Here is a 13901-nt window from a genome sequence, read left to right as displayed (position 1 = left end):
CTTAGGCCAAGAGGTCCGCGCCAGGCCTAGATAGCACGGCGACCAAGAAAGTGGAATGCTCCGAAAATAGCTTCATGTCCCAAGAAGAGAACGTGAAGTCAACGCGGTAGCCCACCTTCTGCGCCATATCGAGGAAGTCCTGGAATTCCCATCCGCGGCCTTCCCCGAAGCCGGTGACGAAGCGCCCGCCGGGGGTCAGCGAGTTAAAAATATTTCGCAGGGCTTCCTCGCGGCCGTCCACGGCCAAAAAGCCCATGACGTTTCCCGCAGAAACGGCGAGGTCAAAGGGGCCTTCAGGAACCTCTTCCGTGCACAGGTCCCCAACGAACCACTCGCCGTCCGGGAAGTCATGTTCGGCGTGCTCGATCAAAATGGGGTCCACGTCGATGCCCACCACGCTGTGACCGCGGCGCAGCAATTCCCCGCCGACGCGGCCGGTTCCGCAGCCGGCGTCGAGGATGGTGGAATTGCGCTCCACCATGGCATCGACAAGCCGGGCCTCCCCATGAATGTCTTTGCCCTGCGCCTCAAGCATCTTCCATTTGCGGGCGAAATTATGGGAGTGGGCGGGATTGGCTTCGGTAACTTCTTTCCACGTTGGCATAGATTCGATTATATTACCCACCGTCGGTGTAAGCTTTACCCGCTGCGTAAAACGTGGCCCGTTTTACTACTTGATTGCGTTACTATCCGCACTACCGTGCAAAGGAGGCTGAAACGATGCCGTCCGTACCCACGCCCTTTAGGGGCCGAAAGAAATCCACGCCTCCTAGTCAGCCCTCCTTCCCGCCGGTTCCCGCGGAGCGCGCCATTGAGCACTGCCGCGTCTTCGTCGATGGTGAGGCCCTGCCCGGCGAGTATTCCGCGCATTCCGCTCTGGAAACCGTGGCGGAATATGGCCGCGGGTTTGTCTGGGTGGGTTTGCATGAGCCATATGAATCTCAGATGACGAAGATCGCTTCGCAATTTGGCATCCACGAGCTCATCGTGGAAGACGCCGTCATGGCCCACCAGCGCCCAAAGCTGGAGCGCTACGATGACCAGCTCTTTGTGGTGGCGCGCTCAGTGAATTACCGCGACCACGATGAGGTGAAAGATAAGCGCCAGATTATTTCCACGGGCGAAATCCAGATGATTATGGGCTCTAACTTCATCATCACCGTTCGCCACGGTGCGAAGCTGCCTAACTTGGCGTACACGGTCGAAGACGAGCAGGACCTGGTGGAGCTCGGCCCCGTCGCCATGGCCTGGAAGATCCTGGACATGATGGTGGACCGCTACTCCGAGGTCGCCCGCCTGATTAGCGATGAAGTCGATGAACTCGAAGAGGAAATCTTTACCCCGAACCTGAAATTCGATGTTGACCGCATTTATATGTTCAAGCGCGAAGTCTTGGAGATGAAGCACGCCATTTATCCGCTTTCTGCGGCGCTAAAGGCAATGGTCTCGGATCACAAGGATCTCATCTCTAAGCAGATCCGGTCCTACCTGCGCGATGTCTATGACCACGAGCTCGTGGTCAATGATTTGGTCGCCAGCTTCGATGAACGCCTGACCTCGCTTATCGATGCCTCGGTGGCCAAGGTCACCATGCAGCAAAACTCGGATATGCGCACGATCTCCGCGGTCGTCGGAATGTGGGCCGCGCCGACCCTCGTCGCCGGTATTTACGGCATGAACTTCGATATCATGCCGGAGCTTCACTGGGCCTTTGGCTATCCCATGGCAATCATCATCATGGTCGCTGTCGTTGGCGGCCTGTGGGCGTGGTTCCGGAAGAACCACTGGCTCTAGCTGCGCTTATCCATAATCATGGTGCGCAGCGTGGTGCGTGCAACTAGGGTGTCTCCTTGGCGCATTTCTACGCTCCATACGTGGGTCCGCGTGCCCAATTGAATGGGGGTGGCCACCGCTTCTAGCTCGCCCTCGCCTGTCGCCTTGATGAAGTCCGTGGAGTTATTGACGCCCATCGCCGGGGCATCGGCAGCCGCGACGCTGGCGATAGACGCCACCGATTCCGCGATGGTGCAATAAAGACCGCCATTGGCCACGCCCCACGGCTGGTGATGCTGAGGAGTCACGGTAAGGCGCGCGCGGGCCTCGGTTGGGCCAACGCGGTCGAAGGTAAGGCCGATGAACTCGGCAAGCCCGCCGTTGACCGAATTTAGTTTCTCCAGTTCCTCCTCGTTGAGCAGGCGCGTGTGCGCGGTATGAAGCAAGTCATTGAGTATCTGGGTATCTGACATAGTCTTCAAGCTTAACCGCCAGCGCGGCGAAAGCGCGGCGGTGACGTAGGATAGGCACCATGACTGAAAAGAACGAACTTGCGCACATTGGTGTTGTCGGCTTGGCGGTAATGGGCTCCAACCTCGCCCGCAACTTTGCCCGCAATGGCAATACCGTCGCCGTCTATAATCGCAGCCCGGAAAAGACCCGCGCCCTCATTGAGGCCCACGGTAACGAAGGAAACTTTATTCCTTCCGAGTCCATCGCGGATTTCGTCGCTTCCCTGGAGCGCCCCCGCAAGGCCATCATCATGGTGCAGGCAGGCAAGGCCACCGATGCGGTCATCGATCAGCTTGCCGATGCCATGGATGACGGCGACATCATCATCGATGGCGGCAATGCGCTGTTTACGGATACCATTCGCCGCGAAAAGGAAGTGGCCGAGCGCGGCAAGCACTTCGTCGGCGCTGGCATTTCCGGCGGCGAGGAAGGCGCCCTGAATGGCCCATCCATCATGCCCGGTGGGCCTGCTGAGTCCTGGGAGACCTTGGGCCCCATCCTAGAGTCCATCGCCGCCGAGGTGGACGGTACCCCGTGCGTGACCCACATCGGCCCAGATGGCGCCGGCCACTTCGTCAAAATGGTCCACAACGGCATCGAGTACGCCGATATGCAGGTCATCGGTGAGGCCTACCAGTTGCTGCGCTACGGCGCGGGCATGGAGCCGGGCGAGATCGCGGAGATTTTCAAGGAATGGAACTCCGGCGACTTGGACTCTTACCTCATTGAGATCACCGCTGAGGTTCTCGCACAAAAGGACCCGGATACGGGCGCCCCGCTTGTCGATGTCATCTTGGACGCCGCCGGCCAGAAAGGCACCGGCCGCTGGACCGCCATCAACGGCCTCGAATTGGGCGTGCCGATTACCGGCATTGTCGAGTCCGTCTTTGCCCGCGCACTGTCTTCTTCGAGCCAGCAGCGCGCCGCCGCGCAGGAGGGCCAGCTTCCGGCAGGCACGGACACGGACTTCGACATCGATAAGGATGCCTTCATCGAAGACGTTCGCCGGGCCCTTTACGCAGCCAAGCTCATCGCCTACTCCCAGGGCTTCGATGAGATCAAGGCCGGTTCCGCCGAATTCGGTTGGGATGTCGATCCGCGTGACCTAGCCACCATCTGGCGCGGCGGCTGCATCATCCGCGCTAAGTTCTTGGACCGCATCCGCGAGGCATTTGATAACAACCCAGAGCTGCCCGCCCTGATCCTTGATCCCTACTTCAAGGGCGAGCTGGAAGACCTCATCGAACCGTGGCGCCGCGTCGTCGTCGCGGCAACCCAGATGGGCCTGCCCGCCCCGGTCTTTGCCTCTTCGCTGTCCTACTACGACAGCCTGCGCGCCACGCGCCTGCCCGCCGCCCTGATCCAGGGCCAGCGCGACTTCTTTGGGGCGCACACCTTTAAGCGCACCGATAAGCCGGGCACCTTCCACGTCGAGTGGTCCGGCGACCGCAGCCTGACGCAGACGGACTAAGTACTGCAAATAAAAAGGGGAGGACCTGCACGGTGCAGGCCCTCCCCTTTTTCGTCTCTGGATTTAGACCAAGCCCAGCCACGACCAGTAGGTGGCAGACAGTAGCAGGATGAGCAGGTACCCGACAATGGTCAGCGGGATACCGGAGCGCAGGAATTGCTTGGTGCTAAAGGCACCGGTGCCATAGGCCAGCATGTTCTGCGGCGCCGAGACAGGCAGCAAGAATCCGAAGCAGATGACGAACTGTTGGATGACCACGAAGCCGATGCCGCCGTTGGGCACATCCAGCGTGGAGGCCAAGGCAATAAAGACCGGGATGAGTGCGGAGGCCAGCGACGTCGCTGAGGCAAAGCCCAAGTGGATGAGGATATTAAATAGCGATACCAGCGCAATCGTTGCCAGAATCGGCAGCGAATCCAGCCCCATCAATCCGAAGGTCTTTTCTGATAGCCACGTGGCAGCGCCAGTATCCAGCAGGAAGGAGCCGAGGGAAATACCAATGGCAAAGACGATGAGGGTTCCCCAGCTCACGGACTTCTGCGCCTCTGGCCAGGTAAATACGCCGATCTTGGGCAGCAGCATCAAGGCGACGGCCACCGCGGTAATGACGGCCGAGCTAATCGGGTGCAGCAGTCCCTCCGTGGCCCAGAAAAAGAGCAGGAGGAGGGAAAAACCAATAAGCCTTTTCTCTTCCGGTGAGGTGGGCCCAAGGTCCTCTAGCTGCTTGGCGATGAGCTCCTTTCCTCCCTCAATGCGCTCCGTTTCCGGTTTGATGACGGCGCGCATGATGAAGTACAACGCAACGGACATCAGGATGGACCAGGGCGCGGCCCAAATAAACCACTGCCCCCAGGAGACCGACTGCCCCATTTGATCCTCAATAAATCCCACCGCCACGAGGTTTTGGGCGGCGGCGGTTTTAATGCCCACGTTCCAGATCGATACGGCCTGCGCTGCGGTAATGACGAGTAGGGCGCCCAGCTTCGACTCATAGGACAAGCCGAAGGCGGCTACCATACCGAGCAAGATAGGCACCACGGCGCCCGCACGCGCGGTGGCAGAGGGAACGAAGAAGGCCAAGATGATGGCGATCGCGATGGCGCCGATAACGATGTGGGAGGTCTTCTCCCCCGCGATCTTCAGCACGTACAGCGCAATCCGCTTGTGCAGGCCCGTAGCCTGCATCGCTCCGGCCAAGATCAGCGCCGCGGCCACGAGCGCTACCGCAGACGAGGAAAATCCTGCCATCGCGACCTTGAGGGCATTAGAGGTGCCATAGATACCATCGGATTCTGGATCCGGCCCGAGCCCCAAAAGTAGGGAGATAAGGCCGACGATCAACAGTGCGCTCACCGGATAGCTCACGGCCTCGGTCACCCACATGATTACCGCGAAGGCCAGCATGCCTAGGGCCACTTTAGCGGGCCAGTCGAGTCCCGGGATCGGGATAAGTAAGACGGCCGCTAGGGCCAGGAAGGCCAGCGCGAACCACACGGCATCAAGGTGAAATTTCTCCTTTTTCGTGGGTTCTGTAGATTCCTGCGGCGAGGAGTGGGAAGAAGAACTGGCTGTGGATGCTTGTGCTTGAGCCATGGAGACGACTCCTTAACAGTTCGTTGTGGCCCTGGGATGGGCCGGTGAGTGGAGGAATAAATCGTGTGTGCTTCCCAGCACCACCTTCCACGTTAGGTAATAACCAGTGAAATACCTAAAGTAGAGCCCTATTTTTGCTATGGCATTTCTCACTCATAAAGACGGTGCCCAATCGTGCGCTGGCCGATGCGGAATTTTGCGCACCCACCAGTTAGAATTGCCCAACGATGACTACTTTTGCCGAACTCGGCTTACCTCAGCGCGTGGTTCACGTTTTGAACGACCAAGGAATCACGGAAGCATTTCCCATCCAAGCCGCAGCCATCCCGGATGTACTTGCGGGCAAGGACGTACTCGGCCGCGGGCCTACCGGATCCGGAAAGACCTTTACCTTCGGGCTTCCCACGCTAGCCCGGCTGGCTGGCTCGGGTGTCTCGACCCCGGGCCACCCCCGCGCGGTTGTCCTAGCCCCCACCCGCGAGTTGGCGACGCAGATCCAACAACGCCTCGATGAGCCCGCCGCCGCATTAGGGCTGCGCGTCCTCGCGGTGGTTGGCGGCGTCAATATCAACCACCACATCCGGTCTTTGGCGCGCCCAGTGGATCTCTTGGTCGCTACACCTGGTCGCGCCCAGGATCTCATCGCCCAAGGCAAGTTGTCCTTTGACAAGGTGCAGATCACCACTTTGGACGAGGCGGACCAGATGGCCGATATGGGGTTTCTTCCCCAAGTGCGCAAGCTCTTAAACTACACCCCGCCCACCGGTCAGCGGTTGCTGTTTTCGGCGACCCTCGACGGGGACGTCAATAAGCTGGTCGAGCAATTCCTGCACGATCCCGTAGTCCATTCCACCGCACCGGTGACCGCGGCGGTGGAATCGATGTCGCACCACCTGTTTTTCGTCGGCGATCGCCCCGCCCGCAACGAGGTGGTTATGCGCATCGCCGCACGCGCGGGCAAGACCATTATGTTCATGCGAACCAAGCACGGCGTGGATAGGCAGGTGAAAAAGCTAAGGCGCGTCGGCATCAACGCCTATCCACTCCACGGGGATAAGGGCCAAGGCGCGCGCACCCGCGCCATTTCCGGCTTTGCCGATGGCTCCATTCCCGTCCTCGTTGCCACCGATATCGCAGCACGCGGCATCGATATCGCAGACGTCTCCCTCGTCGTCCACGTGGATCCACCGGCAGAACACAAGGCCTACCTGCACCGCGCCGGACGAACGGCGCGCGGCGGCGCAACAGGCACGGTGGTTACCCTGGTCACCGATGAACAGCGCTCAGAAGTAGCTGCGCTCATCAAAAAGGCCGGTGTGGACGCAACCGAACACGATATTTCCCACCGCGATAACCCGGCCGGCGCTCCCGAGCTGCGCACGGTCACCGGTGCCCGCAAACCGCACGGACCGGCCCTTCCACCGCCGGGCCAAGACGGTTCGCACGGCTCGGGCCAGCAACAAAAGAAACAACCCCCACGCCAGCAGAAGAAACCGGTTGGTGGTGCCAGGAGGGGTAAGGGGCGGCGTCGTTAAGCGCTGGCGCAATAGAAAGGAGGATAGGCCCGTGCAGGTTTTATCTACCGCTGACTGGACCGCCCGCATGGATGAGCACGAGCGGCGGGCAACGGACCGCCTGGAGCGGTTTCGCCATCCGGGCAGCTATCACCCGGTGTTTGATTTCCTCTTTGAGTATTACCCGGTGCGCCCATCGCATCTGAAGCGTTGGCACCCAGGCATCGGCACGGCGCTCGAGGGCGACGCGCCCCAGGCTAGCTGGCGCGATTACCGCGAGACTGCGGACGGCGTCACCGTGGACGTGGAATCCTACATGCAACGCCGCGGCAGCTCCGTTGACTATATTCTGGATCTGCTGCGGCGCTCTGCCACCAACCCGGTGCACTTTGATTGCTTTGGCCTGCATGAATGGGCGATGGTCTACCACACCGATTCCCCGCGCCACGATCTCCCGCTGCGCTTAGGCGCCGAAGGGACCAACCGCGTCGTGGATACTCACTCCCTCAAGTGCTCGCATTATGATGCCTTCCGTTTCTTTACTCCGCCGGCGCGCCCGCTCAATCTGACGGTGCTCCACCGCGAGGATCAACCAGCCAACGACCAGGCAGGCTGCGTGCACGTGAGCATGGATCTTTATAAATGGGCATGGAAGCTGGGGCCCTTGGTCCCAGGTGATCTCTTCCTCGATTGCCTGGATCTGGCTATCGATGCCCGCATCCTTGATATGGAAGCTTCCCCGTACGACTGCCGCGACTGGGGCCTTGGGGTGGTGCCGATTGAAACACCAGAGGGAAAGGCGGCATACGTCAACCGCCAGCGGGGCCTTGCGGAGCGAGCCCAACCGCTGCGCGAGCGGCTTGTCGCAGTAATGGAAACGGCTTACTCCCAGTTACACTAGATTAAACGCATCATGCGCTGGCTCGGGAGACTTCGGAGAAAGGCACTACATGGCACGGCACTCAAACGGGGAAAATAAATTCACACTAGCCGGCTGGGTTGTCGCGGTCGCCATCATCGCGATCCTTGCTGTCATTGCACTAGTGATTTTTCTGTTGCGCGGCGGGGATGACTCGAGCGAGACTACTGCCGCCGAGACCGCATCCGAATCTGCTGTGGAAAGCAGTACCGCAGTCTCCTCTTCCACTCCTGCCACGACGGACGCAGATGCATCGAAGCCTTCCACGGCGGACGGCGCCCAAGAAGGCAAAGATTCTTCTTCCCCAGCTTCCTCCTCCACCGTGGAAATGGCGCCCAATACGCTCCTGCTCGTTGATACTTCCGCGAATATGACGGCAATGTTTGATGCAACGCAACAAGCGCTATCTGGCACCGCGGGAAAGCTGAGCCACAACAATAGCCAGGTTGCCTTGTGGAACTATTCGTCGTCCATTTCGGAAGCCGCCACGGTGGGTTACCGGGATAATCTTGGATTCGGCAACGGCGCTGCGGTGCCGGAGACGCTCGCAGCATTTGGCACCGGTGGCGTGCCGCAATCGCGCAGCGCCACAATAGCCGCACTGAATACCGCAGCGGATCAAGCCGCGGGCACCAACCAGAAGGCGCGCGTCGTCCTCGTTACTACCGGCACCGAGCTCGACATGGACGAAGCCCAATTTGCCGCCGCCCTTGACGGCGCGAAGTCAGACAACGTAGAGCTATCCGTTGTTCACGTCGGCCCAGGGGCAGTCGATGAACAGCTAAAACACGGAGCAGACAACTTCACCAGCGTCGATGCGGGCACGCAGGAGGATCTTAATGCGGCAATGGATAAAGCCGCTGGGGTTTAACGGGGACTCTGGTAAACAAACCCCACTCCAGCAGCCGCCCGGATTGAACTACCAGCCCGAACCAACGCCGCAAACCGCGCCACTACCCCAGAACTCGGATCCCATTTCGACTCCACACAATCACCCAACCCATGTCAGGTGTTTCCACGACCACTAGAAACCAAGGACCCGCCGTGTTCCATGAAACCCCCAGCTTTGGGGCTATTGCCTGGCACGCGGGGCGCATCGACATATTTTCCGCCAAGATGCAATCTTCCACGAGACGGACCGCACGGTTCTTGGCATCCTAGTCAAATCTTCTTGGCATATTCCAGGTTTTCCCATCTACTCAAACGGAACAAAACCTGGGACCTTTCAGTCTGCCGTTGGTGCATGCGCTACAACAAGCGCAGACGACACTCCTAGTGCAATCTTGTGGCTCCTGATGTTTTTGCCGAGATTTCAGCTACACTGGCTAAAATTGCATAATTAACCACCTACGTGTCCACTTTCCGGGGATCAGGACCCATGTATCTTGTCCACCCCTCATTTCGGAGGCTATCAGACAATTTCAGCTACAACCCCCTGATTATTTCCTTCCTTGCTCTATTAGAAAGACACTTCCATGAGAACCGTTAGCCCCGTACTCGAAGTTCAAGCAGTTACTGTTAAGGCGACCCCAAGGCATAGCTCCCCTCTAGCGTTGCCACTAGATTTTGAGCTTACTCGCGGGCAAAAGGCATTATTGTCAGGTCCTTCTGGATGCGGCAAGACCACATTTCTGAACGCAATCGTAGGCTTGCACCCCCTCCATGAAGGAAACGTAGTGCTACTTAACGAGTTCAACATATCTAAGACCTCAGTATCGACCCGCCAGAAATTACTCCGAAGCGATATTTCCTACGTTGGCCAAGAATTAGTAGCTTTCCCAGGCCTTACGGTAAAAGAATATTTAGAATTCAATCTACAAATTTGTAAGAAAGAAGTGAATTCAGCATTCTATGTCGGAATTCTTGAATCGTTAGGTGTAGAACACACTGTAAACCAGATGCTGAATGAACTTTCAAAGGGTCAATTACAGAGAGTCATGATCACTGGTGGACTCATACGACAACCTAAATTACTTCTACTTGACGAGCCGAGCAGTGCGTTAGATAGCGACTCGAGGGACAGCTTATTCCGTGTCATTGACGATGCGGTGCACGAGGGAACGGGTGTTCTCATGGTGTCACACGATCCAGTCGTCGAAAGCTTCGTTGATTCTGTAATCACTATGGAAAAGGACGATGCAAACCATGAATAAGAATTTGCAAAAAATTGGGACGTCGATCGTCGGCGAGGCCAAAATATATTTCTTTGTCCTTGCACTAGCCCTCGGAATAACCACCAGCTTTGTTCTTGTTCTAGGGTCAGTTTGGTCGCGATTGATTGATGAGTTTCCGGATGACCAATTCAAGTTTATTGGTGGCAATATGCTCTTTTGGGCAACATTTGTCGCCATCGCCATGAACATTCCGCTTGCAGTTCTCGGGTCTTTACTCCTTCGCGAGCAATCCATAACGCTTATACGCTTTGGACTAGGTCGGCGTCACTTTATCCGCATAATGCTTGGGCAAATGTGGAAGCCGATCGTCGGCGCCTTACTCCTCACAGTCGTGCTTTATTTACCATTTTCTGCACTGTTAGAATGGCTTCCTGATGATAACGGAGCTCCATTAATCAGTGTCAGTGCATTTGGCGTTCCTACTTTTTTCGGCATTGTTCTCGCAATAATCAGCCTCTTCATTCCACTAACTATCTCGGTATTGTTTCTGAGTACGAATTTAGTGACGAGGGTGAACAATAGCTTCAGAACTTTACGATCCATCAAACGCTGGCTCTTGCCGGGGATTTTCGCTTTAGGCGGGACCGCATTAATTATATTCGGAATAGTCTATGAAAACGGACAACAAGGTGGAATTCTTTTCACGGTAGGGATACTGCTTGTTGGTTCTACTCTTGTTCCCCAGGCAGCTCCGCGTATTGCACTCAACCTTACGACACTCGTTTCAAGGTTATCCTCGTACCGTCCCAGCCCCATTTTGAGTAAATCTGTGACTTCTGAATACCGGTCACGTTTTTCAGGTATCTCGTTATTCCTGTTCCTCATTGCAAGCATCCCTGCATTACTTTTCAGCGCATCTGGTATGCAAGCCCGCGCCATGGGAGAAGGCGGCATTGCGCAGTGGGACTTCTGGGTGCTCATGGCCGTGCCTCTAGCCTTTACGCTACTAGCGATTATCTCCGCAAGTCTCATACTTAGCCAATTGCTCAACCGTAGCCTCCATAAATTCCTCAAGCTAGGGATTATGAGTCGTGAATACCATTTCGCATTACTTCTCACACTTGCTTCAATAGTTTTTTCTTCGCAGGTATTAGTGCTTGTTGGCGTGTTTTTTCTAGGACTACTCATGATGTTCGTCTGGAATATCAGTTTGATTGAGATGTTGAGTGAGTTATATTGGCAACCACTAATATCTGTGTATATTCTCGTTATGATTTTTGTGCCACTTTTGTATCTGGGATTCTCTGGTGTAAAGGGCAAAGAGACTCAAACCACTTTGGCATCGAGGAAATAGCTTAAAAGGAATCTCTCGCTTAAGTGAAGTCCCAGGTTTTGTTCCGTTTGAGTAGATGGGAAAATCTGGGACACTTCAGCTATCAACAAGGCTACCTAACTGACTGTCAGGGTAGACACGAACGGCCACAAGCCGTGTGCTTGGCATATGAATCCAAATCAATGAAGGGGCATCGTTTTGGCTCATGCCTGTGCTGAGCTGGCGAACCAGGATGGGTTCCATGTGGATCACAAGGACGCGTGTCAAGCGTTGAAGGAGATATACGCGGCTCAAAACAAATCGCAAGCCCTGCAGGCCTGGAGGAGTTTGCGTTTGCGGAGGAGCTACAGCCAAGGACGTTTAGTGTGAATACATCATTACGTTGCAAGTCATCGAGTGCTCATCTGAGTACGGATCAGCAATTCGGATAAATCAAAGCCGTGGACATGATCACGAGGTGATCCTGTGAACTGGGCTAGCCTGTTATGGACGTCTTTTACACGTGATGATGGGGTCTGGGACCTATTTTTGCAGAAACCTGCGCAGGAGAAGATATTCTATCTCGGCGGCGCCCCTTTAGATGATGCCTATGATATCCGGTTTGCTTTATTTAGGAAGGCTGACGGAAGAATCAAGGAGGCATTCACGAACTCGATACCAATAACTTTTCCATTTTCGTCGATATCTATCTCTATTTCTCCTTCCATTTCTTCTATAGTTATTGCTGATATCTGCCGTTCAGAGAGGGTGCCTGGCTGCGCTATAGCTAGATAGGCTGCATCAGCTTCTGGGTCATAATCAAAATTCATAATTACCCTTGCTTGTTCTGCCTGTTTTATAACGTGCTCAACTAGCTCTTTATTGATCTTCCGCCTAGCCATCTGGGTCAACGCATGACGCGGGAGATTTCCACCAATGATTCCCAAGAATGGGATCCAAAAAGGATCTACTACTACGGGAAATTGCGTTGAAGAATTTGGTGAAATATGTTGAACTATCGTGCTTTGACGAATTTCATACCATGTATGAACTGAGGCCCCTGTCGTATCTATAGCCCAAGGCGCATCAAGAGTACCTAAGAGATCGGAAAGCTCCCCCGCCTTCATTAGTGACTGCACTAGAAGCACCGCTGGGCGAGGTCGAGTATTCATCTAAACCTAATGATTCAAGTTCCTTATTAGGTAGGGAGGACTTTCCCTTTATCGTCCACAGCGTGATTACGTAGCAACAAACCAAAGTAACCATCATCGTTGCAGCGACCCCTAGAATCTAGGAGCCAAGCCTTGGTATAAAAACTCCCTCCACCCCCGTGAGCTGGGGTCTGGAGGGAGAACCTATTAAGAGGACTTAGGAGCTCTTGCGATTGCGGCGAGCGGCGAGCTCATCCAAGCCAACCACGTTGTCATCGGGCAATTCCTCGATGCGCTCTGCGGGGAAGGACGTAATCGTGCCGGACAGTTCCTTCAAGATTCCCGGCACTGCGATGCCAAAGACGCCCTGGCCGCCGGCGAGAAGGTCAATGACCTCATCATTGGAGCGGCACTCGTACACGGTGGTGCCATCAGAGACGAGGGTGAGTTCCGCCAAGTCATTGACACCGCGGTCGTGCAGCGATTCCACGGCCAAGCGGATGTTCTGCAGGGAGATTCCGGTATCGAGCAAGCGCTTGACAATCTTGAGGACCAAGACGTCCTTAAAAGAATATAGGCGCTGCGAGCCCGAGCCGCGGGCGGTGCGAATGGAGGGGTTGACCAGGTTGGTGCGTGCCCAGTAGTCCAACTGGCGGTAGGTGATGCCAGCAACCTGGCAAGCGATGGGCACGCGGTACCCCACTTCTTCGTCCGGTCCCACATCAAAGAGGGATTCTTGGACGTACTGGGACTCGGACTGGGTGTCCTCGGTGATGCTCACGTAATTACTCCAATGGGGTTTGTTGGAAGCTCTAAAGATCAATTAAATGCCAAGCGCACACCCTCGTCAAGCGGTGCTTGCTTAACCTTCGAGTACAACTTTAGACTTTAAAAACCACATTGTCACCATTAGTCACACGCGTGTCATTAATTTTTTTCGTCTTCTTCCCCCGTGTGGAAATCGGATTCATCCATGCCAAGGCTGCGCATCATCTCTTCGAAATCGGCATCGGCCTGCGCGTTTCCAGATGCAGAAGTACTTTCCTCGGCAGAGGAGGCATCGCTATCTTCCCAGTCCTGCGTGGGGGTAGGAAGCTCGAGGTCGAAGTATTCCTTGATGTCGTCCTCGCTGGCGAAGACGGATACCTGCGCCAAGAGCGCAGATTCGGCAACGATGGGCACCTTAAAGTACTCGGCTACCGCCAAGGCATCGCTTACACGCGCATCAAAAACTTCACCTTGCGCGGTCTGAATATCCACCATGAAGGTGCCTTGATGGTGGTTGACAATCTCGATGGCCTCGACGCCACCTGCAGCCTCCAAGACCTCGCACAGAAGATCGTGGGTCGTGGGGCGGTTCGGGCGCTGGTCAGCAAAAACGGCGGCCAAGTGGATTCCGTCTACGGCTGAGAGCCAGACGGGAATGAGGCGATCTTCTTCGGGCCACCGCAGCAGTGCGCAGACATCGTCTTCTGGCCCAAGCTGGTGAATGCCGTGAAATTCAAGGGTTACATCACTCATAGCTACCACTCTCCCACACG

The 13901-nt window shown here is 56.0% G+C and carries 13 protein-coding genes; 7 read left to right on the top strand and 6 right to left on the bottom strand.

The genetic code is table 11. The annotated features are described in order from the left end of the window. Nucleotide 1 precedes the first annotated feature (1 nt). A complete protein-coding gene (locus EL217_RS05860) occupies nt 2–604 on the bottom strand; it encodes a class I SAM-dependent methyltransferase (RefSeq protein ID WP_126319020.1) in 603 nt (200 codons plus the stop codon). 116 nt (nt 605–720) lie between these two features. Between EL217_RS05860 and corA the strand changes: the two genes are divergently transcribed. After that, a complete protein-coding gene (corA, locus tag EL217_RS05855; protein WP_005279244.1) occupies nt 721–1794 on the top strand; it encodes a magnesium/cobalt transporter CorA in 1074 nt (357 codons plus the stop codon). On the opposite strand, the gene EL217_RS05850 is transcribed toward corA, so the two are convergent. Then, a complete protein-coding gene (locus tag EL217_RS05850) occupies nt 1791–2246 on the bottom strand; it encodes a PaaI family thioesterase (protein WP_023017518.1) in 456 nt (151 codons plus the stop codon). The genes corA and EL217_RS05850 overlap by 4 nt on opposite strands. A gap of 59 nt (nt 2247–2305) precedes the next feature. Between EL217_RS05850 and gndA the strand changes: the two genes are divergently transcribed. Then, nucleotides 2306–3757, top strand: a complete 1452-nt coding sequence (gene gndA, locus EL217_RS05845; RefSeq protein WP_126319018.1) for an NADP-dependent phosphogluconate dehydrogenase — start codon at nt 2306–2308, stop codon at nt 3755–3757. A 63-nt stretch (nt 3758–3820) separates the two neighbouring features. Here gndA and EL217_RS05840 read toward each other — a convergent pair whose 3' ends face one another. Continuing rightward, nucleotides 3821–5350 (bottom strand): SLC13 family permease, encoded by a 1530-nt coding sequence (locus EL217_RS05840; protein ID WP_023017520.1) that lies wholly within the window; start codon nt 5348–5350, stop codon nt 3821–3823. Between the two features lie 227 nt (nt 5351–5577). On the opposite strand from EL217_RS05840, the gene EL217_RS05835 reads away from it, so the two are divergent. The 5 genes from EL217_RS05835 (at nt 5578) to EL217_RS05810 (ending at nt 11251) form a co-directional block, all read left to right on the top strand. Further along, on the top strand, nt 5578–6885 hold the full coding sequence (locus EL217_RS05835; RefSeq protein WP_126319015.1) for a DEAD/DEAH box helicase: 1308 nt from the start codon (nt 5578–5580) through the stop codon (nt 6883–6885). A gap of 67 nt (nt 6886–6952) precedes the next feature. Further along, nucleotides 6953–7765, top strand: a complete 813-nt coding sequence (locus EL217_RS05830) for a 3-methyladenine DNA glycosylase (RefSeq protein WP_420026260.1) — start codon at nt 6953–6955, stop codon at nt 7763–7765. Between the two features lie 49 nt (nt 7766–7814). After that, nucleotides 7815–8654, top strand: a complete 840-nt coding sequence (locus EL217_RS05825; protein ID WP_126319011.1) for a vWA domain-containing protein — start codon at nt 7815–7817, stop codon at nt 8652–8654. A 604-nt stretch (nt 8655–9258) separates the two neighbouring features. After that, nucleotides 9259–9936, top strand: a complete 678-nt coding sequence (locus EL217_RS05815) for an ABC transporter ATP-binding protein (protein ID WP_084519553.1) — start codon at nt 9259–9261, stop codon at nt 9934–9936. Beyond that, nucleotides 9929–11251, top strand: a complete 1323-nt coding sequence (locus EL217_RS05810; protein WP_126319009.1) for a hypothetical protein — start codon at nt 9929–9931, stop codon at nt 11249–11251. Before EL217_RS05815 ends, EL217_RS05810 begins: the two co-directional genes overlap by 8 nt. 566 nt (nt 11252–11817) lie before the next feature. Here EL217_RS05810 and EL217_RS11340 read toward each other — a convergent pair. The 3 genes from EL217_RS11340 to EL217_RS05790 all read right to left on the bottom strand — a co-directional run bounded on the left by EL217_RS11340 (nt 11818) and on the right by EL217_RS05790 (nt 13881). Next, the gene (locus tag EL217_RS11340) at nt 11818–12381 is read right to left on the bottom strand and encodes a DUF2283 domain-containing protein (RefSeq protein WP_023017528.1); all 564 of its coding nucleotides are present in this window, start codon (nt 12379–12381) and stop codon (nt 11818–11820) included. 196 nt (nt 12382–12577) lie between these two features. Then, nucleotides 12578–13141 (bottom strand): MerR family transcriptional regulator, encoded by a 564-nt coding sequence (locus EL217_RS05795; protein ID WP_005282882.1) that lies wholly within the window; start codon nt 13139–13141, stop codon nt 12578–12580. A 146-nt stretch (nt 13142–13287) separates the two neighbouring features. Continuing rightward, complete coding sequence (locus EL217_RS05790) at nt 13288–13881, bottom strand: bifunctional nuclease family protein (RefSeq protein ID WP_126319007.1); 594 nt, start codon at nt 13879–13881, stop codon at nt 13288–13290. Nucleotides 13882–13901 lie beyond the last annotated feature (20 nt).

It is taken from the genome of Corynebacterium segmentosum (assembly GCF_900637825.1).
GTDB lineage: Bacteria > Actinomycetota > Actinomycetes > Mycobacteriales > Mycobacteriaceae > Corynebacterium > Corynebacterium accolens.
The sequence above is the reverse complement of the archived record's forward strand: the minus strand, read 5'-3'. Positions and strand labels throughout refer to the sequence as shown.